The 24,629-nt window shown below is 63.8% G+C and carries 20 protein-coding genes, 3 tRNA genes and 1 pseudogene; 10 read left to right on the forward strand and 14 right to left on the reverse strand.

The genetic code is table 11. The features are described 5' to 3' along the window. Positions 1-497: 497 nt before the first annotated feature. The 6 genes and pseudogenes from BM125_RS19850 to ppsA form a co-directional block, all read right to left on the reverse strand. Positions 498-1,274, reverse strand: coding sequence for a hypothetical protein (locus BM125_RS19850; protein WP_139224972.1), 777 nt, complete (start codon positions 1,272-1,274; stop codon positions 498-500). Between the two features lie 135 nt (positions 1,275-1,409). Then, on the reverse strand, positions 1,410-2,510 hold the full coding sequence (locus tag BM125_RS11515; RefSeq protein WP_092408100.1) for an AAA family ATPase: 1,101 nt from the start codon (positions 2,508-2,510) through the stop codon (positions 1,410-1,412). Further along, a complete protein-coding gene (locus BM125_RS11520; protein WP_092408102.1) occupies positions 2,507-3,661 on the reverse strand; it encodes a DUF262 domain-containing protein in 1,155 nt (384 codons plus the stop codon). The genes BM125_RS11515 and BM125_RS11520 overlap by 4 nt, the downstream gene beginning before the upstream one ends. Before the next feature lie 196 nt (positions 3,662-3,857). Further along, positions 3,858-4,154 (reverse strand): annotated as a pseudogene (locus tag BM125_RS11525) (putative PEP-binding protein); the annotation flags it as partial. A gap of 96 nt (positions 4,155-4,250) precedes the next feature. Continuing rightward, positions 4,251-5,441, reverse strand: coding sequence for a serine hydrolase domain-containing protein (locus tag BM125_RS11530; protein ID WP_092408104.1), 1,191 nt, complete (start codon positions 5,439-5,441; stop codon positions 4,251-4,253). A 10-nt stretch (positions 5,442-5,451) separates the two neighbouring features. After that, the gene (ppsA, locus tag BM125_RS11535) at positions 5,452-7,824 is read right to left on the reverse strand and encodes a phosphoenolpyruvate synthase (RefSeq protein ID WP_092408106.1); all 2,373 of its coding nucleotides are present in this window, start codon (positions 7,822-7,824) and stop codon (positions 5,452-5,454) included. A gap of 867 nt (positions 7,825-8,691) precedes the next feature. Here ppsA and ppsR point away from each other — a divergent pair. Beyond that, positions 8,692-9,507 (forward strand): posphoenolpyruvate synthetase regulatory kinase/phosphorylase PpsR, encoded by an 816-nt coding sequence (gene ppsR / locus BM125_RS11540; protein WP_092408108.1) that lies wholly within the window; start codon positions 8,692-8,694, stop codon positions 9,505-9,507. Between the two features lie 107 nt (positions 9,508-9,614). After that, the gene (locus tag BM125_RS11545; protein ID WP_092408110.1) at positions 9,615-10,109 is read left to right on the forward strand and encodes a DUF1249 domain-containing protein; all 495 of its coding nucleotides are present in this window, start codon (positions 9,615-9,617) and stop codon (positions 10,107-10,109) included. Between the two features lie 64 nt (positions 10,110-10,173). Here BM125_RS11545 and BM125_RS11550 read toward each other — a convergent pair. The 3 genes from BM125_RS11550 to BM125_RS11560 all read right to left on the reverse strand — a co-directional run bounded on the left by BM125_RS11550 (position 10,174) and on the right by BM125_RS11560 (position 10,501). Continuing rightward, positions 10,174-10,250: transfer RNA gene (locus tag BM125_RS11550), tRNA-Asp, on the reverse strand. Positions 10,251-10,327: 77 nt separating this feature from the next. Beyond that, positions 10,328-10,403, reverse strand: a tRNA-Glu gene (locus BM125_RS11555). 22 nt (positions 10,404-10,425) lie between these two features. Next, positions 10,426-10,501, reverse strand: a tRNA-Ala gene (locus tag BM125_RS11560). 208 nt (positions 10,502-10,709) lie between these two features. On the opposite strand from BM125_RS11560, the gene BM125_RS11565 reads away from it, so the two are divergent. Further along, on the forward strand, positions 10,710-11,168 hold the full coding sequence (locus BM125_RS11565) for a DUF4399 domain-containing protein (protein ID WP_175498047.1): 459 nt from the start codon (positions 10,710-10,712) through the stop codon (positions 11,166-11,168). A gap of 15 nt (positions 11,169-11,183) precedes the next feature. Here the strand turns inward: BM125_RS11565 and BM125_RS11570 are convergent, their stop codons facing one another. Continuing rightward, positions 11,184-12,749 carry a right-handed parallel beta-helix repeat-containing protein gene (locus tag BM125_RS11570; protein WP_092408112.1) on the reverse strand — a complete coding sequence of 522 codons (1,566 nt, stop codon included), beginning with the start codon at positions 12,747-12,749 and terminating at the stop codon, positions 11,184-11,186. A gap of 74 nt (positions 12,750-12,823) precedes the next feature. Further along, positions 12,824-14,836, reverse strand: coding sequence for a bifunctional 2',3'-cyclic-nucleotide 2'-phosphodiesterase/3'-nucleotidase (locus BM125_RS11575; RefSeq protein WP_092408114.1), 2,013 nt, complete (start codon positions 14,834-14,836; stop codon positions 12,824-12,826). Between the two features lie 202 nt (positions 14,837-15,038). Between BM125_RS11575 and gltX the strand changes: the two genes are divergently transcribed. From gltX to BM125_RS11605, 6 genes are all read left to right on the forward strand, one after another. After that, on the forward strand, positions 15,039-16,442 hold the full coding sequence (gene gltX, locus BM125_RS11580; RefSeq protein WP_092408116.1) for a glutamate--tRNA ligase: 1,404 nt from the start codon (positions 15,039-15,041) through the stop codon (positions 16,440-16,442). 4 nt (positions 16,443-16,446) lie between these two features. Then, positions 16,447-16,848 (forward strand): hypothetical protein, encoded by a 402-nt coding sequence (locus BM125_RS11585; RefSeq protein WP_092408117.1) that lies wholly within the window; start codon positions 16,447-16,449, stop codon positions 16,846-16,848. A gap of 64 nt (positions 16,849-16,912) precedes the next feature. Then, entirely contained in the window at positions 16,913-17,392 is a 480-nt protein-coding gene (locus BM125_RS11590; protein ID WP_092408119.1) for a transcriptional repressor, read from the forward strand. A gap of 257 nt (positions 17,393-17,649) precedes the next feature. Beyond that, positions 17,650-18,096 (forward strand): MerC domain-containing protein, encoded by a 447-nt coding sequence (locus BM125_RS11595; RefSeq protein ID WP_245778900.1) that lies wholly within the window; start codon positions 17,650-17,652, stop codon positions 18,094-18,096. Between the two features lie 188 nt (positions 18,097-18,284). After that, on the forward strand, positions 18,285-19,148 hold the full coding sequence (locus BM125_RS11600; RefSeq protein ID WP_092408121.1) for a cation diffusion facilitator family transporter: 864 nt from the start codon (positions 18,285-18,287) through the stop codon (positions 19,146-19,148). A 74-nt stretch (positions 19,149-19,222) separates the two neighbouring features. After that, positions 19,223-19,429: a 30S ribosomal protein THX gene (locus BM125_RS11605; RefSeq protein WP_092408122.1), complete on the forward strand. Its 207-nt coding sequence runs from the start codon at positions 19,223-19,225 to the stop codon at positions 19,427-19,429. Positions 19,430-19,502: 73 nt separating this feature from the next. On the opposite strand, the gene BM125_RS11610 is transcribed toward BM125_RS11605, so the two are convergent. Together BM125_RS11610 and hutI are read right to left on the reverse strand one after the other, a co-directional pair. After that, positions 19,503-20,528: a patatin-like phospholipase family protein gene (locus BM125_RS11610; RefSeq protein WP_092408124.1), complete on the reverse strand. Its 1,026-nt coding sequence runs from the start codon at positions 20,526-20,528 to the stop codon at positions 19,503-19,505. Positions 20,529-20,533: 5 nt separating this feature from the next. Next, positions 20,534-21,778 (reverse strand): imidazolonepropionase, encoded by a 1,245-nt coding sequence (gene hutI, locus BM125_RS11615; protein WP_092408125.1) that lies wholly within the window; start codon positions 21,776-21,778, stop codon positions 20,534-20,536. A gap of 131 nt (positions 21,779-21,909) precedes the next feature. On the opposite strand from hutI, the gene BM125_RS11620 reads away from it, so the two are divergent. Next, on the forward strand, positions 21,910-23,343 hold the full coding sequence (locus tag BM125_RS11620; RefSeq protein ID WP_092408127.1) for a formimidoylglutamate deiminase: 1,434 nt from the start codon (positions 21,910-21,912) through the stop codon (positions 23,341-23,343). On the opposite strand, the gene BM125_RS11625 is transcribed toward BM125_RS11620, so the two are convergent. Continuing rightward, positions 23,321-24,604 (reverse strand): alkaline phosphatase family protein, encoded by a 1,284-nt coding sequence (locus BM125_RS11625; protein ID WP_092408129.1) that lies wholly within the window; start codon positions 24,602-24,604, stop codon positions 23,321-23,323. The two genes, BM125_RS11620 and BM125_RS11625, sit on opposite strands and share 23 nt — an antisense overlap. Positions 24,605-24,629: the final 25 nt, after the last annotated feature.

Consider the following 24,629-nt stretch of genomic DNA (forward strand, 5'->3'; position numbering starts at 1 on the left):
AAGATGATTCGAATCGTCTGGGCCGTGCTTGCCGGTGAAGCTTCTTTCGATCAACGCAAAGCATTCCGTCCGCAACCTGCTCGTTAGACATCACGCGCAATCAAACACAGAGGAATTCGTTCAACCGAGTCCGGCCAACCTGATGAATGAAACGGTCACCGTTCCTGAGAAGAGCCCTACCGGGACAAGTGCCATGAGCACGCGTGGGTGTTTGGGCCACTCAGGATCGAAGCTCATCACGGCGCGAGGCAAATCCAGCCTCAACCACGACGCCGAATATATGTCCGAGCACCGATCCTCTTCATCGCGATGGCTTGACCTGGAGGAGGCGTCCATATATGTCCCGGATTGCGTTCTAAGGTGTAATCGGCGATTTGCCAGATTGTAGATGTTCCAGATCGCGTTGATCTTCATCGCGCTGTCCGGGCCTGGAGCAGGCGTCCATGTATGTTCCGAAGCGCAAGCGCGTTTTCTCAGATTGCTGAAAGGAACGCGGATCAAGCCCCAAGTTTTGGACCGATGTATGCCACCTCAGCCCGCCGCGCATTTGGGACCATCCGAAAGTGAATTCTTCCTGCACCTGGCGTGAATCTAGCGTGCCAGTCATAAACCTCTGACTGGCCGGCAGATGAATTGAATTGGCAGTAGTGTCGTCGCTGCTCGCCCTCAGATGTCACCTTGGATTTCCATTCAGGTAGTCCAATCTGCGGATCCCAAGATGCAATGGCGCATTCAATTTCAAATAGCCTATTTACTACCTGCATTAGCTGGAGCGAATTGGTCTTTAGAGATCTAAGGTCTCCCTCCACCCTGGTCAAAAAGTCCAAGCTTGGGAACCAATCAGATCTCTTTGACCAAACTTCCCCCCCATCAAATACATCCAAGTCTCTGAATCCAGAAATCAGATCGAAATGCGTATTGACATGCTCTGGTAACGACATATTCGGAGCAAGGTCGCTTCTATCGACAATCGCTGCCTCTTTCCCGAGCTCTTGAATATGGACGCTGATTGTCGAATTACGCCATTGCTCACTGGTGGGAAAACTGATAGCGGCTGTGCCAATTAGCAGTGCAAAGTAGATTCCTCGCGATGATTGTTCCCCAACAAAGCACTCACCGATGTCACTATCGATTTCGCCGAAGCTGCTTAGGGGCGATCTGTTTGCGAATGCCAATATCTGGCGTACTGCATCCCTGCAAGTCGGCTCGTTAAAGAAGCTGTTAAATGTGAAAGTTCCAAAAGATAACGACCCAATTTTCGTCTCGGATAGCAAGAACGATCTTCGTCGAAGCCTACTAAGTGCTGAAAGTGTGGCAGCCAAATTTTGAACGCATTCCGCGCGCTCGCGTGGAGAATCTGGCCAGCCTACGCACGAGAGCTCATTGAGAACGAGGGGGACAGTCATCGTTCACACCAAATCCATAAGCGTTCGCTCCCACTCGTCGAAAAATCCAGGTGGCCACTCGCTAACACGCCCGCCACTATCGACATTCGGCGAAGTTAGTTCCGATCCCCTGCCATCTTTCTTTCGTCTGCAGAAATGCAATTTCACATACTCGCTTCTGATTAGAGAATTCTTGACAGCGAGTCGCATGCCGTTTAGCAAATGATCGCTGTGGCTTTCGACGATAACTTGGACGCCATCATTTGCTGCGCGAGATAAGAGTTCACCCATTACTACCTGCCCGCGAGGGTGCAAGTGTGCTTCCGGATTCTCAAGTATGACGATGTCGCCAGTCCGTGCAGCCAAACACGCAGTAATGATCGGTAGTACATGAGAGAGACCGAATCCGACATTTGTTGGTCTGTAGTCATTTGAGGAATCTAGCCCAGCGGAGCCACCATATCTGAATAAAAGTTGCGCCAGATCTGCGCCTCCAATTTCTACTGCGGAGACTGAAACCCCAGGGGATATTTCGGATAACCAAGCGTTGACCTGATCGAGAAGTCTTGAACTTGTGCCATCCTGACGGAGGCGTCCGTCACCAATCTGTTCATCTTGGTGAACGGACAAGAAGTAAGGGGCGTACTGACCATGAATCCCCAAAAATCGTCGTCTGACAGACTCGTTGTACGACTTTGGGTACACGACAGCCGGTGCGATTCGATCTGCGCGTAGGAATTGAAATCCGCTGCTGAGCCAGCGCGGTGTGCCAGCGGAGGGAGGGGGGGCGGCGGTCATCAACAACATATCATCGCTCTCGGCGTATGCGAAAGTCCATGAATGTGTTGTATCGTCAGTCTCGACTGATATTCCGACGTTTGGGGCGTCGGAATATTCGCATAACACGTCTTTCCCGACTCCCAGTTCCACATACTCCCCATTAAGCAGTAGCCCTCCTCGCAATCCTAGGCTACCGGCATCAAATGACTGCTTCAGCGCCCCCAGTGATTGGAGAATGGTGCTTTTCCCGGATCCATTGATCCCTGAAAGTAGAGTCAGCATTCCAAATGAGATTTCTGACTCGCGAAATGACTTAAAATTTTGTAGTGACAATTTCCTGATCATGCCAAGACTCCTCTGAATAGCTCGTCAATTGCCGAGAATCTGTAGCGAACCTTACTTGGATCGCCGGTGCCTTGGGAAATCGAGGAGTCAAACTTCTGATCCGCCATGAGTTTCATGAAGCGCTCTAGGACTGTCTTCTTTCTAATGCAAAGTTGCTTTTGTTCGTCGGGTGTAAGAGATCCAAGAGCGACCGCGACCGCTTCGAAGAGTGCCTTATTAATTGGAAATCTACTTGACTTTAGTGTGTATAGTTTACGAAAGGCATGTTTACCGAAAATATCTTTGGCCGTCTCCATCGCCTCAATAAAGTTCGCCCTCATAGCTCTCAGGCGGGCGTCATTCCATGCATTGATGTCCTTCATTGCGCGTCGCAGAAAATCGTCGAAGTCCTTAAAAGTATATTTCTCGTATGAGGTATTAGCGAACGCGATGTATCGAAGCACAAGCTCCCTGTCGGCCATGCGATCATCTTTGATACTGTTGTCCGTAGCGCCCTTAAATTGATCTGTTGCTGCCCATTGCTTGAGAACCTGTCGCGCGTTCCCGGGGACGAGTGCATGTCTCAGCTCCTGGCTAGAGAGAGGCATTCCGCCGGTGTTGATACGCGCAAATATATTGAACTTCACCTCATCCGGTGTGCCGTACCGAATTACATGCACTACCAACTCAGTCTCTCGAAGCCGCCGCTGAAGTCTCGGGGGCAAGTCTGTGAATTCGGATCCGTCGAAGTCCTTTGAAAGATACTCCAGTCCCTTCAATTTGAGGCGTGATTCTCGGATTGCATCGGGATCAATGAATCGCGCAATTGTCGTAAGGCGCTGAATTCCGTCCACGATGGCCCAAGTCTCTACCTCGTCTTCAGCCGCGTATAGAGTGGGCAACGGAATTCGGAGTAAGAGCGACTCGATTAGTCGGCTCTGGCGCTCATCAGTCCATATGCCGGCGCGTCGCTGAAAATCCGGTGCAAGGTCGATCGCACCAGAGCGGATGCGCGACATCAGAAGATCAACAGTCATTGAGCGGGTGCCGACTTCGATTCGCTCAGGATCAAACGGTTGAGCGATTGCGTTACCGTCCGATGTTGATTCTTGCTCTATTCCGCTGGCTTCGCCAGTTGAATTGAGCTCTTGGCTTGAGGGGTCTGGGTGCACGGCGCTTCCTTCAAAATGTGCTTGCCTGTTTGCATTTTGGACTCTAGTAGGTTCACCGAACCAAGTAAAACCAGGGTAATCAGCAGCGCAAGTCCGGCTCCGGTCGGTAATTCACGCGATCACAGTTGGGTGATTCGCCAAGGCCAGGCGAGGGCCAAAGTCTTGGCGGCGTTCGGTTTCTCCAATTTGTCGCTGCTCAGCCACCCTTCCTCTTAGCCAACTTCAACCAAGTATCCACAACAGTGTCAGGGTTGAGAGAAACCGACTCAATCCCCTCATCCATCAACCACTCCGCCAGATCCGGGTGATCACTAGGCCCCTGCCCACAGATCCCGACGTACTTGCCCTTCTTCTTGGCCGCCTTGATCGCCATCGAGAGAAGCTTCTTGACCGCCGCATCGCGCTCGTCGAACAGGTGCGCAACGATGCTCGAATCGCGGTCGAGGCCCAGGGTCAGCTGGGTCAGGTCATTTGAGCCGATCGAGAAGCCGTCGGGATCGATAGGGTCAGAATCATCGACTCTCGGCGCTCTGAAATCAAAGGTTCTGACTACTTTGATCCAAGTTCCCCCTGATTGAGGCGGTCGCGCTCAGCGGCTCGCGGCGGGGGCTTGCGCCGTGATCGCGGCCTCATCTGGTAGCGCCATTCCTCCGAATTGGCGCACCCAGAACGTGCTGACGATTTCGTTCACACGGCTCGTTTCGCCATTGAGGAGGACGACCAGTCCGCGTTGCAATCGTGGCGAGTAGCTGATCGCGCCGACGTAGCCCTTCACCCATCCGGAGTGCAGCACGAGCGGTTCTGCGCCGATCCGGTAGATGCGCCAGCCGAGGCCGTAGTGGGCGCTCGAGAGAACCTCTTTCCAGTAGCGATGGCCCAGGTCCTTCGGCGTCGCCACACGCTCCCGGGTCAGCACGGCGACTTGTTCGGGGCTGACGACATCGGGGTGCCGGCCCATCTGCGCGCGCAGCCACTCGGCGAGATCGAGCACGCTGGCGTTGATGCCTGCGGCTGCGGGAAGCCGGTAATAGTTCTCGTCGACTTCTACGCGGCGCCAGTGGCCAGCTTGCCTCACGTGTGGCAGCGCATGATCGGCCGAAGCGAGCAATCGATCGCGACCGAACGACGCCGTGTGCATCGCCAGCGGCGTGAAGATCCGTTCGTCGACAAGGCTGGCGTAGTCCTTGCCGCCGGCTTTCTCGATGGCATTTGCGGCGAACGCGAATACGATGTTCTGGTAGCCGTAGCAGCGGCCCGGTGCGCAGCCCGGCGCGAGCGTGCGGAAGTTCGGCATGATGCGCGCGGGCGACTGGCCGTCGTCGACCAGGTTGTCGAACGCGTTCGGCACGAGGCCGGTTGATTGTCCGAGCAGGTGCTGCAGTTGCAGCCCACGCTGCGCATCGTTCTTCAGGCGCAACTGCGGAGCGAAGGCGTCGATCGGTTCGTCCCAGCGCAACACGCCGTCGTCGACGAGGATCGCGGCGAGCCCGGCTGCAAAGGTCTTCGACAGCGAGGCGATGCGGAACACGGTACTGGTACCCACTGTGCGTGGATCGTCGAGCGCGCGCACACCGTGGGCCCCGGCGTCGAGCAACTCGCCGCCGTCGATGATCGCCCACGCACCGCCGGGCACGCCGGCATCGTCGAGAACTGCATTGAACGATGCGTCGAACCCAGCCGCGACGCCTTCCGTGGCGGGCGCGGGCGAGGCGGCGAGCAGTGCGGCGAGGACGAGCGGCAGGCCGCCGGCGAGTCGGCGGCGCGATCGGTCGTGGATCATTGGGCCGGGATCAGCCGACCTTGTGCCTGGCCAGCTTGAGCCAAGTGTCGACAACCGTATCCGGATTCAAAGAAACCGACTCAATCCCCTCATCCATCAACCACTCCGCCAGGTCCGGATGATCACTCGGCCCCTGCCCACAGATCCCGACGTACTTGCCCTTCAACTTGGCCGCCTTGATCGCCATCGAGAGAAGCTTCTTGACCGCCGCATCGCGCTCGTCGAACAGGTGGGCGACGATGCTCGAATCGCGGTCCAGGCCCAGGGTGAGCTGGGTCAGGTCATTTGAGCCGATCGAGAAGCCGTCGAAGATGTCGAGGAATTCCTCGGCGAGCAGGGCATTCGAGGGCACTTCGCACATCATGATGATCTTGAGGCCGTCCTGGCCCTGCTTGAGGCCGTTCTTTTCGAGCACCTCGACCACCTTGCGGCCTTCGCCGAGGGTGCGCACGAACGGGATCATGACCCAGGCATTGGTCAGGCCCATCTCCTCGCGGACCTTCTTCATCGCGCGGCATTCCAGCGCGAACGCGGCCGAGAAGCTCGGGTCGACGTAGCGGCTGGCGCCGCGGAAGCCGATCATCGGGTTTTCTTCGTGCGGCTCGTAGTTCGTGCCGCCGATCAGGTTGGCGTATTCGTTCGACTTGAAGTCCGAGAGGCGCACGATGACCGGCTCGGGCGCGAACGCGGCGGTGATCGTGGCGATGCCTTCGGCGAGGCGGTCGACGTAGAAATCGACCGGGCTCGAGTAGCCGGCCATGCGCTCGTCGATCTTGCGTCGGGTCTCGGCGTCCTGGCTGTCGTATTCGAGCAGGGCCTTCGGATGCACGCCGATGTGGCTGGCGATGATCATTTCGAGGCGGGCCAGGCCGACGCCGGCGTTCGGCAGCATCGCGAAATCGAAGGCGCGCTCGGGGTTGGCCACGTTCATCATGATCTTGAGCGGGGCCGGCGGCATCTGGCCGAGATCGGCGGTGATGCGCTCGAACTTGAGCCGGCCTTCGTAGATGAAACCGGTGTCGCCCTCGGCGCAGGAGATCGTGACTTCGGCACCGTCCGGGATCACGTCGAGGCCGTTGCCGGTGCCGACGATGGCCGGTACGCCGAGTTCGCGCGCGATGATCGCGGCGTGGCAGGTGCGCCCGCCGCGATTGGTGACGATGGCCGAGGCGCGCTTCATGACCGGTTCCCAATCGGGGTCGGTCATGTCGGCGATCAGCACGTCGCCCGGTTTGACATGGTCCATGTCCTTGATCGAGCGCACGACGCGGGCGATGCCGCTGCCGATCTTCTGGCCGACCGAGCGGCCCTCGGCGAGGATCTTGCCGCGCTCGCTGAGGTGGAAACGTTCGATCTGGGTGGCGGTGCCGCGCGACTTCACCGTTTCCGGGCGCGCCTGCACGATGTAGAGCTTGCCGGTGTTGCCGTCCTTCGCCCATTCGATGTCCATCGGGCGGCCGTAGTGGGCCTCGATGGTCAGGGCCTGGCGCGAGAGTTCATGGACTTCCTCGTCGCTGAGGCAGAACTTCGCGCGGTCGGCCAGCGGCGTTTCCTCGATGCGCACGCGCTCGCCGGGCTTGTCCGAATAGACCATGCGCTGCTGCTTGGCGCCGATCTGGCGGCGCAGGATGGCCGGCTTGCCGGCCTTCAGCGTGGGCTTGTAGACGTAGAACTCGTCGGGGTTGACTGCGCCCTGGACGACCATCTCGCCGAGGCCGTAGCTGCCGGTGACGAAGACGGCGTCGCGGAAGCCCGATTCGGTGTCAAGGGTGAACAGCACGCCCGAGGCGCCGATGTCCGAGCGCACCATGAGCTGCACGCCGGCCGAGAGCGAGACGTCCTCGTGCCGGAAGCCGTGGTGGACGCGGTAGGCGATGGCGCGGTCGTTGTAGAGCGAGGCGAAGACTTCCTTGAGCGTGTGGATGACGTCGTCGGCGCCGCTCACGTTGAGGAAGGTTTCCTGCTGGCCGGCGAACGAGGCATCGGGCAGGTCTTCGGCGGTGGCCGAGGAGCGCACGGCCACGGCGACGTTGTCGCCGCCGGCGCGCTTGCACAGTTCCGCGTAGGCCTCGCGCACGGCCTTGTCCAATTCGGGGATCAGTGGGGTGTCGATGACCCAGCGGCGGATTTCGGCGCCGGCCGTGGTCAGCGCGGAGACGTCATCGACATCGAGCGTGGCGAGGCGATCCTGGATGCGCTGGGCGAGGCCGCTCTGGGCGATGAATTGCTGGAAGGCGTCGGCCGTGGTCGCATAGCCGCCCGGCACCGAGACGCCGAGCCTGGACAGGTTGCCGATCATCTCGCCGAGCGAGGAGTTCTTGCCACCGACCTTGCCGAGATCGGACAAGCGCAGCGCGTCGAGCCAAAGAACCAGGTCGCTCAAGGGTCATCTCCGGGGAATTTATCGCAGCGCATCATTCTACCGGCTATGGCGGGTGGGCAACACTGTTGGGGTGTGGGGGAGGGCATCGCGGCTGAAGCCGCTCCTACAACGGAGCGGGGACGCGGGGACGGTTGTCGAAGTCCGCGCCGGGTGACGAAGGCTTTTCGTAGGAAGAGCCTTCAGGCTCGATGGTTTGTGGTGGGGTGTTGGAAGGGCATCGCGGCTGAAGCCGCTTCCTACGACGGAGCGGGGACGCGAGGGCGGTGGTCGAAGCCCGCGTCGGGTGGCGCCGGCTTTTCGTAGGAAGAGCCTTCAGGCTCGATGGTTTGTGGTGGGGTGTTGGAAGGGCATCGCGGCTGAAGCCGCTTCCTACAACGAAGCGGTAACGCGAGGACGGTCATCGAAGCCCGCGCCGGGTGGCGAAGGCTTTTCGTAGGAAGTGCCTTCAGGCTCGATGGTTTGTGGTGGGGTGGGGGGAGAGCTTCGCGGCTGAAGCCGCTTCCTACAACGGAGCCGAAACGGGAGGACGGTCATCGAAGCCCGCGCCGGGTGACGAAGGCTTTTCGTAGGAAGTGCCTTCAGGCTCGATGGTTTCTGGTGGGGGGAAGGGCATCGCGGCTGAAGCCGCTTCCTACAACGGAGCGGGGACGCGGGGACGCGACGGCGGTGGTCGAAGCCCGCGTCGGGTGGCGCGGGCTCTGTGTAGGAAGAGCCTTCAGGCTCGATGGTTTGTTGCGGGGTGTGGGGAAGGGCATCGCGGCTGAAGCCGCTTCCTACAACGAAGCGGACGCGCGGGGACGGGTTGCCGAGGTTCGCCTGGGCTAGGGGATTGAATAGACTGTGGGGCCGCCGACCGCTGGAATCTGCATGCGCCGTACCGTCTTTTACATCTCCGATGGCACCGGAATCACCGCCGAGACCATCGGCCACAGCGTGCTGACCCAGTTCGAGGGCATTGACTTCGAGACGTTTCGGGTGCCGTTCGTCGATTCCGACGACAAGGCCGAAGTGGCGGCGAACAGGATCAGGGCCTGCCATGAACGAACCGGTATGCGTCCGATCGTCGTCAACACGATCATGGACCAGCGACTCAGCGATATCGTGGCGGACGGCGGCGGCCTCATGCTCGATGTGTTCGCGCCGTTCATCGGGCCGCTGCAGGACGAACTCGGGATGCCGCGTTCCTCACGCGTCGGCAAGGCCCACGGCCTGACCAATTTCGCCGAGTACGAGGCGCGCATCAATGCGACCAACTATGCGCTGTCGCACGACGACGGCATCGACGTGCGCTACGACGACGCCGAGGTCATCCTGGTCGGCGTGTCGCGGGTCGGCAAGACGCCGACCTGCCTGTACATGGCGCTACATTACGGGGTGAAGGCGGCCAACTATCCGCTGACCGAGGAAGATCTCGAGAAGCTCGAGTTGCCGGCGCGGCTGCGGCCGTACAAGTCGCGCCTGTACGCCTTGAGCATCGATGCCCAGCGCCTGGCCCAGGTGCGCGAGGCGCGCCGCCCGGGCAGCCAGTACGCGACCCTGGCGCAATGCCGGCGCGAACTGGACCTGGCCGAGAAGCTCTTCCGCCGCGACGGCATTCCGATGCAGAGCACGACGAATACGTCGATCGAGGAAATCGCCAGCAAGATATTGTCCCAGCTCGGCATCGAGAAGCACATGTTCTGAGCCGGCGCGGAACCGCGAGATGCGGTTCGGGCGAGGCCCTCATGGTACCCCCGGCGGCGGCGCAGCAACAGTCTGGTCGAAAAAACGGCCGATGCTATGATCGATCCATGTCCACCCTGGTCGCCCATCGCAAGGCGGTTCTGCCCAGCCGGTTTTCCTGGCTCATGGGCATGCACGGCGAAAACTTCCATCGGCTCGCGCACCTGTTCGCGCCGCAGCGCCTGAATGCCGGCTTCTATCTGTCCTCGGTCGACGACCAGCTCGACGTGCGCCTCGAGATCATCGAGCACCATCCGTACACGATCGATCTCGAACTGACCTACTGCCTGCGCGATAGCGAGACGGGTGGGCTGGTGCCGTCCGCACGCATCCGCATGTACCGAGATGCGCGCATGGCCGAAGTGCTCCACTACCATGCCGACCTGCGCCTCGAGCAGGCGCTCGGCCCGTTGCCGCCGGCACGCACGATCTTCGAGCGACGCGTGCGCAGGAGCTCGTTCCTGAACCGCTGGCTCGAGTACCTGGCCGAGCAGGGCCACTCGATCGGCACGCTGGTCCCTGCACCGGGGGTTGCGGCGAAGCCGCTCGAAGCGATCGCCTGAGCACGCTCGTTGCGCGAACGGCAGGCACAAAAAAACCCGCTTGCGCGGGTTTTTTTGTGAAAAGTGGCGGAGCGGACGGGACTCGAACCCGCGACCTCCGGCGTGACAGGCCAGCATTCTAACCAGCTGAACTACCGCTCCACATTTTTCGAGACGCGCGTCCTGCGCAATCCGCTATTCTCACCGATCGGACCCGATTTCGCGAGCCTTCTCGTCACTGGCGTCCCCAAGGGGATTCGAACCCCTGTTACTGCCGTGAAAGGGCGGTGTCCTGGGCCTCTAGACGATGGGGACGCATAGAGAAACCTGAGAAACCTGGTGGAGCCAGGCGGGATCGAACCGCCGACCTCTACAATGCCATTGTAGCGCTCTCCCAGCTGAGCTATGGCCCCGGGAGGCGCGAGAGAATAAGGAGTGTGGGGGCCAGCGTCAACACTTATTCTGCACCCGGCGACATTTCGACACGCCGGTTGCATCCCGAAGCGCCTTTCCGTGCACTCGCCGAGCGCATGCCGGCGTCAGCCGTATGGCCACAAACCGCGGTATTCATGCGCCGCGAGCTATCATGGAAATCCATTCCCTGACATGGAGATTTGGAACATGCGCGAACTCAATGGGCTGATCGTGGCCGCGCTCATCGCGGCCGGCATTACCGTTGCGGGCGTCGCCCGTGCGGATGAAACCAAGGCGGCTGCCTTGCCGCGCAGCGAGGCGCCGGCCGGCGTCGAGCTCTATTTCATCACGCCAAAGGATGGTGACACCGTGGGCGAGGACGTCGTCGTTCGCTTCGGGTTGCGGGGCATGGGCGTGTCGCCCGCCGGCATGCAAAAGGAAAAGACCGGTCACCACCACCTGCTGATCGATGTCGAGGGCTTGCCGCCGCTCGACCGGCCGATCCCGGCCGACGCCAACCACGTCCACTTCGGTGGTGGGCAGACCGAAACGACGGTCAAGCTGACGCCGGGCAAGCACACGCTCCAGCTCGACCTTGCCGATGCGCTGCACATGCAGTTCGATCCGCCGATCGTCTCGAAGAAGATCACGATCAACGTGAAATAACGCGGGCCACCGTGGTCAGGGCGCGCGACCCTGTCGCGCGCCGCCAAGGCGTTGTCGCCAGCCGCCCAGCAAGGCGAGCAGGCTGGCGAGCAGCGTCGCGGCCCAGGGTCCGATCCCCGGTACCGCGATCGGTGGGCTGAGCGCGCCCTGGGTCTCGAACGCACCAATGTCGGCGGCTCCGTTGAACACCCTGGCGAAGCCGTTGCCACGCTGGTCCGTGGCCAGACCTTGCGGATTGGCACCGCTGTCGATGGCGATGCTGCCGGTACCGAGGGCGTGGGTCCGGGTCGGGCCGCCATTGTTGGCCAGCGGCAATAGCCCGGGATCGGTGTCCAGGGTGTCCGCAGGCAGATCGAGTGTGTCGCCGCGGCTGACGACGAGGTTGTGTCCACCCGAAATCGACAGCGGACTCTGGCTGTCCAAGTCGGCGCCGCCGAATGCGGCGGTGTTGCCGGACACGATCGTGCTCTGCAGGGTCGAGGGCAGGGCGTTCAGAATGAAGGAAATGCCGCCGCCCGTCGAACCGGCATGGTTGCCGGCGATGGTCGAATTTTCGATCAGCACCGCGGTGTCCTGGCGGACCCGGATTCCGCCGCCGTCGTCCTGTTCGGTCGAATTTCCCGAGACGGTCGAATTGCGCAGGATCAGGTCGCCTTCCTGGGTCAGCCCGCCGGCAAAGCGGATGGCGAAGTTGTCGCTGAAGGTCGAGCGCTCGATCGTGCCGCCATTGCGGGCGATGAACAGGCCGCCGCCGATTTCCCAATGCGACAGCGGCGCATTGTCCGTGCCGATCGCCGAATTCCCCGAGATCGTGCTGTCGAGGATGTCCACGCCGTAGGAAAAGGCGCCGCCTCCGTAGGCGGCCGTGCCGTTGGTCGGGTGGTCGCCAAATGCCGTGTTTCCGGAAATCGTGCTGTCGACCATGGTCAGGAAGCCGGACAGGACGCCGCCGCCATAGGCGCCGACGCCGACCGCCGTGCAGTCGCGGATCACCGCATTGTGCAGGGTCAGCGACGCCGCGGTGGCGACGCAGCCACCGAAGCCTATGTTGGTGCCGACCGCTTCGAAGCGACCGTTCGCGACAGTCAGGTCCTCGAGGGTCAGGGTTCCGGAACCGGGGTGGAACAGGATGCGGTCCTGGTCGAGGCCGTCGAGGACCAGGGCATCGGCACCCGGGCCACGCAGGGTCAGGCTGTCGAGTTCGATCTTGAGCGCGCCCTGGTTCAGGCTGATGCGGCTGCAGGTCAGGGTCGACAGATCGATGGTGTCGCCGCTGAGGGCCTCGCCGATCCGCGTGCGCAGGCTTCCGGCCGAGTCGTCGTCCTCGCAGCTGCTGACCAGCAGGGTGGCGGGCGTGCGGCCGGGCACGACCGGTGAGGGCGGCAGGCGCATCGCCTCGATGCGTGCCCATAGCGGCGTGGTCTGCTCGGCGCGGGCGTGGGGCAGTGGCCATTCGAGCGGAATAGCCGGGTAATCCGGAGCGGATCGCTCGACGGCACCCGCATGGGCCATGGCGATCAGCAGGCTCGCCGCGAGGGCGGTGCGTGCGGCGCAGGTCGGGCAGGCGGGGCCAGCATTCATCCCGTCATTCTCGCCGATTCGGGGGCAGGGTGTTCAAGCCCGCCTGTGACGACGGCCTCAGTACCGGCCGCGCATCACTGTGGCCGACCGAGGTCGATCGAATAGGTCGACAGGCCGTCGCCATCGTCGGCGACCAACTGAACGCCGGCGAGCCCGGCGCGTCGGGCCAGATCGAGCTCGCCGCTGGCCGAATGGAAAACCAGTGGGCCGGCCATCGCCAGCGGAGCAAAACGCCACGGACGATCATTGCCGTCCTCGCTGAAGCCCAGATGCCCGCGTTGCCGGACCCAGTCGACCAGGATGCTGCGATTCATGTCGGGGGCATTGAAGACGATGTGGTCGCTGCCGGTGCCCGGGAAGCCGCCACCGCCACTGCCGCGATAATTGTTGGTGGCGAGGATGAAGACCTGTTCGGGCTGCACGGCACGACCCCCGAAGCGCAGGTCGACGATGCGCTCGCCGACCGGTTTGCTGATGTCGATCACGTAGCGAATGTCGCCCTGGATCACGTCGAAGTTGAAACTCGGCACCTTGCGGTTGACCAGTTCCTGCGGTGTCGCGAGGCTTGGATCGATTTGGTTGAAGTAGCTCGCCGATTTCTCGAGCCAGGCCTTGAGGTCGGTGCCGTCGAGTTTCACGGCGGTCAGGGTGTTCGGATAGAGATACAGGTCGGCGGCGCTGCGGATGGCCAGCGGTCCGGCCTCGATGGCCGTGAAGTCGGTTGCGCCGCCGAAGCCGAGCTTGAACGGGGCGGCGGCGGAAAGTACCGGCAGGTCCTTCAGGGCCGGCAGGTTTTCGGCGATATAGCGCCGCACGTAGTCGCGCTGGGCCATGTTGATCGGCTGCAGCGCAGAGACATCGCCGACTGCGGCGAAGTAGGTCGTCATCGGGAAGTCGCTGTCGCCGATTGGCGCGGAAACATAGGCGACGGTCGCTTCGTGTTCGCTGCGCACCGCTTCGGCGATGGCCGGATCGGCCGCGACCGGCGTTCCATCCGCAGCGCGGATGTCACGGACTTCGGAATGAGTACCCTGGGGGTCGATCCGCCAGTGCCCGTCGCGCCATTCGAGGGCCAGTTCGATCACGCCGAGGCTCTTGCCCCACATGTTGGCCATCACGGCCGGCTTGCCGTTGATGAAGCCGCGTTCGTTGTCGACGTCGGGCAGGTCGTTGTAACGCGCCTTCGGATTGCCCGGATCGGGAAAGGCCTGGTGCGAGTGGCCGAGCAGCAGCACGTCGATGTCGGGCTCGCGGGCGAGGTGCCAGTTGGCGTTCTCCATCGTGTCCGAATAGGCGCGTGTGTCGATGCCGCCATGCGACAGCGCGACGATCAGGTCGGCGCCCTGCGCACGCAGCGCCGGTGCGTATTTTCGCGCCGCCTCGACGATGCCGAGGGTGCGCACCTTCCCTTCGAGCTGGTTGCGGTCCCAGAGCAGGATCGGCGGCGGCGTGAAGCCGATGATGCCGATTCGGATCGGCACGTCGACCCGCGCGCCGTCGACTGTGCGTGCCTTTATCGATCGTTCGAGCAGGGCGGTCGGTGGATACAGAGGCTGGTTCGTCGCGATGTCGATGACGTTGGCAAGGACCAGCGGAAAAGCCGGCCCGCTGCATCGACGGGGTGCGTCGCCGGCGCTGGCGAGCGGCTGTCCGGTCACTTGCAGCAGGTACGGCAGTCCGTAGTTGAACTCGTGGTTGCCGATCGTCGCGCCGTCGTAGCCGAGCCGGTCCATGGCCTTGTAGATGGCCAGTTCGCGATCGCAGGGCAGCGGCTGGCCGCGCGCCTGCCAGTCGGCCAACGCAGTGCCCTGGATCGTGTCGCCGGCATCGAACAGCAGGCTGTTGTCGAATTCCTTGCGCGCCGCATGGACCAGGGTCGCCATGCGTTCAAGGCCCAGCGACGGATCCTCGCTGAGCTTGTAGTAGTCATAGCTCAGGACATTCGAGTGGAGGTCGGTCGATTCGAGGATGGCCAGCGTCGCCCGCGTGCCCGCGGGTGGCGGCGCAGGCGATATCGGCCGACTGGCGCAGCCTCCCATGGTCAGGGCAGCGAAGAAGAGGGCGAGTGCGGTCAGTCGATGCGACATGGAGTGCTTGTCCGGGATGGCATGATTCGATTCTGCCGCGTTCGAGGTTTCATTTGTTCGGTGCCGGTGCGCGGAAGCGACGAAGCGTGCCTGCGGCCGGACCTGATTTCGGCCGCCGAGGCGCCCCGCGCATGCGGGGGAAAGGCGATGCACGCGCGATCTGCTACGCTTTGCGGCTTCGCAATCTGCCCCGTTGCCATTCATGACCGTACGTACCCGCTTTGCCCCCAGCCCGACCGGATTCCTGCATATCGGCGGGGCCCGCACGGCCCTCTACTGCTGGCTCGAGGCGCGCCATCGCGGCGGCGAGTTCATCCTGCGCATCGAGGATACCGATCGCGAGCGTTCGACCCAGGAGGCCGTGCAGGCCATCCTCGACGGCATGAACTGGCTCGGCCTCGAGCACGACGAAGGCCCGTTCTACCAGACCCTGCGCATGGATCGCTATCGGCAGGTCGCCGAGGACCTGCTCAAGGCCGGCAAGGCCTATTACGCCTACGAGTCGAAGGAAGAGATCGAGGCGATGCGCGCCGAAGCCATGGATAAGGGCCTCAAGCCGCGCTACAACGGCTACTACCGTGACCGCAACGAACCGTATCGCGACGATCCGAACCGGGTGATCCGGTTCAAGAACCCGCAGTCGGGAAGCGTCGTTTTCGAGGACAAGGTCAAGGGCCGCATCGAATGGAGCAACGAGGAGCTCGACGATCTCGTGCTGTTCCGCTCGGACGGCTTCCCGACCTACAACTTCGCCGTCGTCGTCGACGACATCGACATGCGCATCAGCGAGGTCATCCGGGGCGATGACCATGTCAACAACACGCCGCGCCAGATCAACGTCTACAACGCGCTCGGCGCGGCCGTGCCGGAGTTCGCCCATCTGCCGATGATCCTCGGGCCAGATGGCCAGAAGCTCAGCAAGCGACATGGCGCGGTCGGCGTCATGCAGTACCGCGATGACGGCTTCCTGCCGCATGCGGTGCTCAACTATCTCGTGCGTCTCGGCTGGTCGCACGGTGACCAGGAGATCTTCTCGCGCGAGGAAATGATCGCCCTGTTCGATATCGGCAAGGCCAACCGCGCGGCCTCTCGCTTCGACCTCGAGAAGCTGTCCTGGATCAACCAGCACTACATCAAGAACGACGACCCGATCGAGCTGGTCCCGCATTTCGTCTGGCAACTGCGTGCCGCCGGCATCGATCCCGAGCGCGGTCCGGAGCCGCTCGACGTGATCGTGGCCTTGCGCGAGCGGGCGCAGACGCTCAAGGAAATGGCCGAGAAGGCGCGGGTCTGGTATGCCCCGCTCGAACACTACGATGAGGCCGCCGTTGCCAAGCACTTGAAGGCGCCGACCGCGCTGAAGGCCCTGCAGGCCGTGCACGGGCAACTGACCGCGCTCGAGGACTGGTCGGTCGAACGCGTGCATGCAGCGATCGCCGCGGCTGCCGAGGAGATCGGCGAGGGCATGGGCAAGGTCGCCCAGCCGTTGCGCGTGGCCATCACCGGCACCCAGGTCTCGCCTTCGATCGACCATACGGTGTTCCTGGCCGGTCGCGACGAAGCCCTGCAGCGCGTCGAATCGGCGATCGCCAAGGCGGGCGGCTGAGGCCATGGCGAGCCTCGAGTGCACGCTGAGCGGACTGGCGAGTCTCGACACCGCCGACATCGATGCCGTGATGCGCATGAACGAGGCCTGCCTGCACACGCTGCTCGATCCGACCCTGTGGGTCTGGATGACCGCCATCAGCGCGGTCTGCGTGCTCGGGGGCGCGGCGATCGGCTGGATCAAGGGCCGGGTCCGGGCTGGCATCATCTGGGGTGCGGTACTCGGTCCGATCGGCTGGATCATCGTGGCCCTGTCCGCATCGAAACTGCCGGCCTGCCCGGAATGCGCCAAGGGCAATCCGGCCAGCGCCAAGGTTTGCCGGCATTGCGGCGTGAACCTCAAGCAGTCGGCTGAACGCAGCGCGCGTTCCAGGCTCAAGGGCGCCGACAGCGGCGGCAGCTGGTAGCCGGCGGCAGCGGTCCGGCCCGGTGGTAAACTGCAGCGGGCGCCCCCAGTTCTGTCCGACGACCATGGTACCGACCGCATCCCGAACGCCTGCTGCGCATCAGCATCGCCACGACGCCAAGGCGTTCGTGCGCGACGTGTCGCGCGTTTGCGGGGAGCGCGGCCTGCGCCTGACGCCGATCCGCCTGCGCGTGCTCGAATTGCTGGCCGAGGCGACGATTCCGGTCAAGGCCTACGACCTGCTCGACGATCTCAAGGACGGACCCGGCGCCGCGGCGCCGCCGACGGTCTACCGGGCGCTCGATTTCCTGCTCGAGCACGGCTTCATCCACAAACTCGAATCGATCAATGCCTTCGTCGGCTGCCATCACCCTGGTGAATCTCACCAGGTGCCGTTCCTGATCTGCGACGGCTGCGCCAGCGCGATCGAGATCTGCGATGAGGGGGTCGCCGATCTGCTGACCCGACAGGCGCGGGACCGGGGATTCACGCCGGCCGGGCAGACCCTCGAAGTCCATGGACTGTGCGCCGATTGTTCGCGCTGAGCCGCGCTTGCACGGTCAGGATGCCGCGCTACGGGTCAGATTGCGTTTCCTGGGACAAGGCCCTGTCGGTCGATCGGGCTGACGAGTCCCGCGCCGGACCGAATGCGGGACGGAGGGCCCCCGGGGCATCGGCCATTGTGATCGGCTCGCGTATGTTATATAGTAACACCCGCTCGGCCTGACCAGGTCGCCCGGTGCAACGGGTTGAGGCTGCGTCGGAGCCTGGGCCTGTTCCGTACCGGACCCTTTGACCCGCCATGAATCCAGCCCTCAAGATCGCCATGGATGAAGATCGCCCTGAACGACCTGAAGCCGGACTGGGGGGCGCCGTCGACCGCTTCGGTGCGTTTGCGTCGCTGCTCTGTGCCGTGCACTGCGCACTGTTGCCGGTGGTTTTCGGCGTGCTGCCTGCGCTCGGACTGGGTTTTCTGGCCGACCATGGCATCGAGCGCGCATTCATCACCTTTGCGATCGCGCTGGCGACGATCAGCCTGGTCTTCGGTCTGCGCAAGCACGGCAGCTACCGCGCGTTCTTCTTCCTCGTACCGGGCATCGGCCTGCTGATTGCCGGGTTGCTGGTCGGTAGCTCGCATGTCGATGGATGGCATGCGGCGATGGTCAGCCTGGGCGGTGCCCTCGTCGCGCTTTCGCATGTCATCAACATGCGTCTGAACCACGTGCACGGTCCGGCCTGCCGACACTGAGCGTCCTGTGATTGTGTAACCGTGCCGCGCTTGCCTAGCATGGCCCGGACACGCGACGAACACGGGTAACCCCACTGAACCTTCATCACGACCATCATCATGGGCCACAGGCAGGCGCCTGCGGCCATGGCCACGCCGACCCTGCGCAGACGCATGCCGATGGCGGCTCCAGGCGCGAACGCCGACTGCTGTTCGCGTTCGCGCTGACCCTCGTGACCCTGGTGGCCGAGGCGGTCGGCGGCTGGATATCCGGGTCGCTGGCCCTGCTGGCCGATGCCGGCCACATGCTGGTCGACGCCGGCGCCCTGATGTTCGCCTGGCTCGGCGCCTATTTCGCGCGGCGGCCGGCCGACGCCTTGCGCAGTTTCGGCTATGCCCGGCTGGAAGTCCTGGTCGGATATACCAATGCGCTGACCCAGATGCTGCTCGTCGCCTGGATCATCTACGAGGCAGTCGGCCGCTTCCTGCAGCCGGCACCGATCCTGTCCGGCATGATGCTGGCGGTGGCCATGGCCGGGTTGCTCGTCAACGTATTCGTATTGAGGGTGCTCGGCGGCCATGACCACGACGACCTGAACAGCGCCGCGGCGCGGCTGCACGTGATCGGCGACCTGCTCGGCTCGATCGGGGCAGTCGCGGCGGCCGTCCTGGTCGGCCAGTTCGACTGGCTGTGGGCCGATCCGGCGATATCGATCCTGGTTTCGCTGCTGATCCTCAACAGCGCCTGGCGGCTGCTGCGACGCTCGGCCCACATTCTCCTCGAAGGCGTTCCCGAAGGCATCGAGGGAGACGTCGTCAAGAGCCGCCTCGAAGGCGACATCGACGGCGTCCGTGAAATCCATCATGTCCATGTCTGGCAACTGAGCGGCGGCCAGCGGGTCGCCACCCTGCATGCGCGACTCGAAGACGGCATGCCGCCCGACGCCGCGATCGCGCGCATCCAGGCCGGGCTCAGGAGCCACTTCCGGATCACCCATGCGACCGTCCAGATCGACACCGAGCACTGCGACCAGGCCGGCTGCAATGCAGGCCCGGCAGCACGGCTGAAGTGATCCGACTTGCGCTTTGCCGCCGCGCTGCTATCCTTCCCGCCCTTTGTTTGCAGAATTTACCTAGAGGAATTCCGATGGGCCGTGGTGACCGCAAGACCCGCAAGGGCAAAATCGCTATCCGCAGTTATGGCAACGTGCGTCCGCACGCCGACAGCAACGCCGTAGCGGCCAAGCCGAAAGCCGCGGCCAAGCCGAAGGCGGCCGCCGCCAAGCCTGCTGCAAAGCCGGCCGCCAAGAAGGCTGCCCCTGCGAAGAAGGCCGCCGCCAAGAAATCCGCCTGATTACGCGGCCGGGCCGCTTGCGGTCCGGCAGCCAGGTGTCCAGCAGACCCCCGCCATGCGGGGGTTTGTCGTTTCAGGGCGGGGCGGATCGAAGCAGCGGGAGTTCCCCGGTCACGATGTGTGCGTCGGGATTCCCGATCCACATTTCGGCGCGACGGCGGCCGTGCTCGCGCAGGGCGGCGAGGAAGCTCATCGAGGTTTCGAAATGCGAGCGCGTGCGGAACGCGTCGAGCGGCTCGCCCGGTTCGATCAGATGGATGCGCGTGTCCCTGATCCGCTGCCCGAGCCAGGTGCGCGGCAGGGCTCCGTCGAGCGAGTTCTGGGCGAACGCCAGGGTCCGCAGTTCGCGCAGGAAGGCGCTCGAAAACCCCAGTTCGCTCATGCGCTCGGCGATCTTCGCCGGCGTCGACGGAACGTCGGGTCGGTTCAGCGGCTGGACGAGGACGACGATGATGATCCGCGACCTGCCTGCGTAGATCAGCGGTTCGAGAACCGGATTTCCGGCCCAGCCGCCGTCCCAGTAGACCTCGCCGTCGATCGTGACCGGCGCGAACATCTGCGGCAGGCAGGTCGAGGCGAGCAGGGCATCGATGCTGAGCTGTTCGGGGCCGAACATGACCAGGGCACCATCGCGTACGCGCGTGGCGGCGAGATGCAGCGGAAAGGGGGCACGTTCGCGCAGTCGCTCGAAATCGAACGAGGCCTCGGCGATCTGGCGCACCGGGTTGAAGCCGAGCGGATTGATCTGGCGCGGGGTGAAATAGCGGTGCAGGCTCTGCGCGGTCTTCTGCCCGACCTTGCTCTGGGTGCCGAAGATCCAGGCGGCGGCGTGGGTATGTCCGGCGATCCGCGTCCACACCGAGTCGAGGCAGGCACGTGCGCCTTCGGCTCCGCCGTCCATCCAGCCCTGGGCCAGGGCCAGCGCGTTGATCGCGCCGCTGCTGGTTCCACTGATGCGTTCGAAGCGGATGTCGGGTTGTTCGAGCAGGCGATCGAGCACGCCCCAGGTGAAGGCGCCGTGCGCGCCGCCCCCCTGCAGGGCGAGGCCGATCCCGGCGGCGGAATCTTCCGGGGGACTCCCCGTGCGCCGGAAACGCATCGGCTTCAGCCGAGCAGCCGGACGCCGCCGGCAACGACGCGGCGTGCCAGCGAGCCGCCGATCCAGTAGCACAGGTCGACCGGATCCTCGATGTTCCAGACCACGAAGTCGGCGCGCCGGCCGATCTCGAGCGCGCCGCGGTCGGCGAGGCCGAGGGCGCGCGCGGCATGCACCGTGGCACCGCGCAGGGCCTCTTCGGGAGTCAGGCGAAACAGCGTGCAAGCCAGGTTCATGGCCAGTCGCAGCGACAGCAGTGGCGAGGTGCCCGGATTGAGGTCGGTGGCCACGGCCATCGGCACGGCATGTTCGCGCAGCGCCGGAATCGGCGGCAGCTGGGTATCGCGCAAGGCATAGAAGGCGCCCGGCAGGAGCACGGCCACGGTCCCGGCCGCGGCCATTGCGCGCACGCCTTCGAGGCTGGTGTGTTCGATATGGTCGGCCGAGAGCCCGCCGAATTCGGCGCTCAGCGCGGCCCCGGCCAGATCCGACAACTGGTCGGCATGCAGTTTTACCGGCAGGCCGTACTCGCGCGCGGTGGAGAAGACGCGGCGTGTTTCGGCCGGCGTGAAGGCGATCTTCTCGCAGAAGGCATCGACCGCATCGGCCAGGCCACTGCGCGCGATCGCCGGCAGCATCATCGTGCAGACATGATCGACGTAGTCGCCTTGCCGATCGCGGAATTCGGGCGGCAGCGCGTGCGCGCCGAGAAACGTCGTGCGCACGCCGATGCCGAGTTGCGAGCCGATGCGCCGGGCGACGCGCAGCATCTTCAGCTCGCTGTCGAGATCGAGACCGTATCCGGACTTGATCTCGATCGTGGTGGCGCCATCGGCAAGCAGGGCCGAGGCCCGCGGCAGCGACGCAGCCAGCAGGGCGTCCTCGTCGAGCGCGCGCGTCGCCTTGACCGTCGAAGCGATGCCGCCGCCGGCGCGGGCAATGTCTTCGTAGCTGACCCCATTCAGGCGCTGATCGAACTCGCCGGCGCGATTGCCGCCGAAGACCAGATGGGTATGGCAGTCGACCAGGCCCGGCGTGATCCAGGCACCGGCCATCGACTCGGGCTCGCGGCAGAGTCTCTCCGCTGCAGCGGGCAGGGCATCCATGCGGTCCGCGAACACGATGCGGCCGTCCTTCCAGCCGAGGGCCGCATCCGTGATCGCGCCAAGGGCGGCGGAGCCCTCGCGCATCGTCGCCAGCCGGCAATCGGTGAGCAGGCCATCCCACGGCGCGGCAATCGTGTTGGTCGTCATGCGCCGATTATTGCAGACACGAGGGACAGGTCGCGCGCGGGGCCGGCGAAACATCCGTTTCCGTGCACCCTTGGCTATCGTCGGAGCGACGCAACATCGATAATCCATGCATTGCCTGCCGGAGTCCGTTCATGAGCAATCGCTTTTTCCACGCCGAAAACGCGTGGCTGCCCGAAGGCTGGGAGCAGGACGTTCGATTTCATGTCGACGACGGGCGCTACCTGGCTGGTGCATTGCTCGGTGTCGGACGCGACGTCCACACCGAAGTCGCGGACAGCCTGGGCCGCTGGGTCGTGCCGGGCATGCCGAACCTGCACTCGCACGCCTTCCAGCGCGCGATGGCCGGACTGGCCGAAACACGCGGCGACTCGCAGGATAGTTTCTGGAGCTGGCGCGAGGTGATGTATGCCTTTGCCGGTCTGATCGGTCCCGATGAGCTGCGTGCCATCGCCACCCAGCTCTATGTCGAGATGCTCAAGGCCGGGTACACCCAGGTCTGCGAGTTCCACTACCTGCACCATCAGCCGGATGGCCGCCCGTACGCCGATCCGGCGGCGATGTCGCTGGCCCTGATCGATGCCGCGCAGGAAGCCGGCATCGGCCTGACCCTGCTGCCGACTTTGTACATGACCGGCGGATTCGACGGTCGGGCGCTGGTCGAGCGGCAACGGCGCTTCAGCCACGACGTCGACGGTTACCTGCGCCTGGTCGAGCGCTTGCGCATGCTCGAGAGTTCGCATCTGCGCATCGGCGTCGCCCTGCATTCGCTGCGTGCGGTTCCCGAGGATGCCATGCGCGCGGTCCTCGATGGCATCGCTTCGCTGCCGCCCTCGCGCAGCGGCATGCCGGCCACGATGATCCCGATCCACATGCATATCGCCGAGCAGATCGGCGAGGTCCAGGATTGCCTCGCCGTGCGCAACGCGCGTCCGATCGAATGGCTGCTCGATCACGCCCCGGTCGACACGCACTGGACCCTGGTGCACGCGACCCATATCGATGCGGGCGAACTGCAGCGGCTTGCCGCCACCGGCGCCCTGGTCGGGCTGTGCCCGACCACCGAGGCCAATCTCGGCGATGGTCTGTTTCCGCTCAAGGCGTGGTTCGATGCCGGGGGCGAAATCGGCATCGGTTCCGACAGCCATATCTCGGTTTCGCCGGTCGAAGAGTTGCGCTGGCTCGAATACGGCCAGCGCCTGCTCAGCCGGCACCGCAACATCAGTGCCAGTGCCACGCAACCGAGTACCGGCGCGGCGCTTTTCGCCGCCGCACTGGCCGGCGGTGCGCGGGCCACGCGCATGCCGGTCGGAAGTTTCGTGGGCGGCGATGCGAGCGTGCCCTCGGTGGGCAATCGCGCCGATCTTCTCGTCCTCGACGAACGTTCCGCGCTGCTGGCCGGGCGGGACCATGCCCATGTCCTCGACAGCTGGATCTTCGCCGGCAATTCGAACCTGGTCCGGCACGTCATGGTCAATGGCGAATGGGTCGTGCGGGATTTCCAGCACCGCGACGAGGCGCGGATCGCGGCCCGCTATCGGGCGGTCATCGCGCGGCTGCGGGTCTGACCGGCGCGGCCACCGGCGCCGATGCGTCGATCAGCGCGTCCCGGACGTGGCCAAGGTCGCCATCGTTGGGCTCGGCGGGAATGCCGAGCAGGTGCGCCAGCAGTGGATAGACATCGACATTGTCGAACGGTGGCAGGACGACCTGGCTCTTCAGGTCGGGTCCGTGTGCGATGAACAGGGCGCGCATGTCGGGATCGTCGATGTCGTATCCGTGCTCGCCGCGCGAAAAGTGTTCCCTGGCGGCCATGGTGGCGTGGTCGAAGATCGTCCAGCCGTGGTTGGCCAGGCAAAGCAGGGGCGGCACGCGGCGGTTGCCGCCGTAGTGGAAGCGCCGCGGCAATTGCGATTTGCGCCAGCAGCGCATGTGTTCGTGCGGAGCCAGCAGGATGGCTTCGGTATCACGGCCATGACCGCGCTTCGGCACGATGCCGGTCAGCACTCCGTAGCTGACCACCCTTGCGTAGTGATCGGGAAGGATCTCGTCGAGATAGACGACGCGCTGCGGTGAAGTGGCCCCCATGCCGTGGTCGGAGACGACGACCAGGTTGACCGCATGGTCGAGGCCGCGTTCGACCAGGCCATCGAGCAGGCGGCGCACGGTGGCGTCGACGATTCGCAGTTCGGCATCGAGTTCGGGTGAATCGGGACCGTAGTGGTGGCCGACGATGTCGATCGTATCGAGGTACAGGGTCATGAACGCGGGGCGCTGACCGGGCGGCAGGTCGAGCCACTGCAGCAGGGTGTCGACGCGCGAGACGCCGGCCATCTTCTTGTCATAGGTCGACCAGAAGTCCGGATGGCTGCCATGCACCGGCGCCTCGGAGCCCGGCCAGAACATGATCCCCGAATGCAGGCCGTTGCGCTTGGCCGTGATCCACAGTGGAACGCCTTCATTCCACCAGCGCGCGTTCTCGACCGCCTCGCGGTTCCACGAGGTGAACTTCTGCCCGGGTATGCGATCGTCTTCCATCGTGTTGGCGACGATGCCGTTGCGGTCGGGCCGCAATCCCGTCACCAGCGCATAGTGGTTCGGAAAGGTCAGCGACGGGAACGACGGGCGCATGTAGGTCGCGTGCACGCCCGAATCGGCCAGCGCGCGCAGGGTCGGGGTCAGGCCGCGATCGAGATAGTCTGCGCGGAATCCGTCGATCGAAACGAGGATCAAGGGAGCCCTGGCCAGCGCTGCGTCGCGCCGTGGCGCCATGCTGCAGGCGCCGAGCAGGATCGCGAGAAGAAGAATAACGTAGCGATGAAGGGTCATCGGGCTCGGGAGCGTCGGCGTAGCC

The sequence above is a fragment of the Dokdonella immobilis genome (genome assembly GCF_900115085.1).
Classification (GTDB): Bacteria; Pseudomonadota; Gammaproteobacteria; order Xanthomonadales; family Rhodanobacteraceae; genus Dokdonella; species Dokdonella immobilis.

What these genes read in the sequence shown, in the direction of transcription:
- BM125_RS11570 (WP_092408112.1), bottom strand. Translation starts at nt 12,749, where the DNA reads ATGAATGCTGGCCCCGCCTGCCCGACCTGCGCCGCACGCACCGCCCTC.
- gltX (WP_092408116.1), top strand. Translation starts at nt 15,039, where the DNA reads ATGACCGTACGTACCCGCTTTGCCCCCAGCCCGACCGGATTCCTGCAT.
- BM125_RS11590 (WP_092408119.1), top strand. Translation starts at nt 16,913, where the DNA reads ATGGTACCGACCGCATCCCGAACGCCTGCTGCGCATCAGCATCGCCAC.
- BM125_RS11605 (WP_092408122.1), top strand. Translation starts at nt 19,223, where the DNA reads ATGGGCCGTGGTGACCGCAAGACCCGCAAGGGCAAAATCGCTATCCGC.
- ppsR (WP_092408108.1), top strand. Translation starts at nt 8,692, where the DNA reads ATGCGCCGTACCGTCTTTTACATCTCCGATGGCACCGGAATCACCGCC.
- BM125_RS11625 (WP_092408129.1), bottom strand. Translation starts at nt 24,604, where the DNA reads ATGACCCTTCATCGCTACGTTATTCTTCTTCTCGCGATCCTGCTCGGC.
- BM125_RS11620 (WP_092408127.1), top strand. Translation starts at nt 21,910, where the DNA reads ATGAGCAATCGCTTTTTCCACGCCGAAAACGCGTGGCTGCCCGAAGGC.
- BM125_RS11565 (WP_175498047.1), top strand. Translation starts at nt 10,710, where the DNA reads ATGCGCGAACTCAATGGGCTGATCGTGGCCGCGCTCATCGCGGCCGGC.
- BM125_RS11585 (WP_092408117.1), top strand. Translation starts at nt 16,447, where the DNA reads ATGGCGAGCCTCGAGTGCACGCTGAGCGGACTGGCGAGTCTCGACACC.
- BM125_RS11595 (WP_245778900.1), top strand. Translation starts at nt 17,650, where the DNA reads ATGAATCCAGCCCTCAAGATCGCCATGGATGAAGATCGCCCTGAACGA.
- BM125_RS11610 (WP_092408124.1), bottom strand. Translation starts at nt 20,528, where the DNA reads ATGCGTTTCCGGCGCACGGGGAGTCCCCCGGAAGATTCCGCCGCCGGG.
- BM125_RS11575 (WP_092408114.1), bottom strand. Translation starts at nt 14,836, where the DNA reads ATGTCGCATCGACTGACCGCACTCGCCCTCTTCTTCGCTGCCCTGACC.
- BM125_RS11545 (WP_092408110.1), top strand. Translation starts at nt 9,615, where the DNA reads ATGTCCACCCTGGTCGCCCATCGCAAGGCGGTTCTGCCCAGCCGGTTT.
- hutI (WP_092408125.1), bottom strand. Translation starts at nt 21,778, where the DNA reads ATGACGACCAACACGATTGCCGCGCCGTGGGATGGCCTGCTCACCGAT.
- BM125_RS11530 (WP_092408104.1), bottom strand. Translation starts at nt 5,441, where the DNA reads ATGATCCACGACCGATCGCGCCGCCGACTCGCCGGCGGCCTGCCGCTC.
- BM125_RS11515 (WP_092408100.1), bottom strand. Translation starts at nt 2,510, where the DNA reads ATGATCAGGAAATTGTCACTACAAAATTTTAAGTCATTTCGCGAGTCA.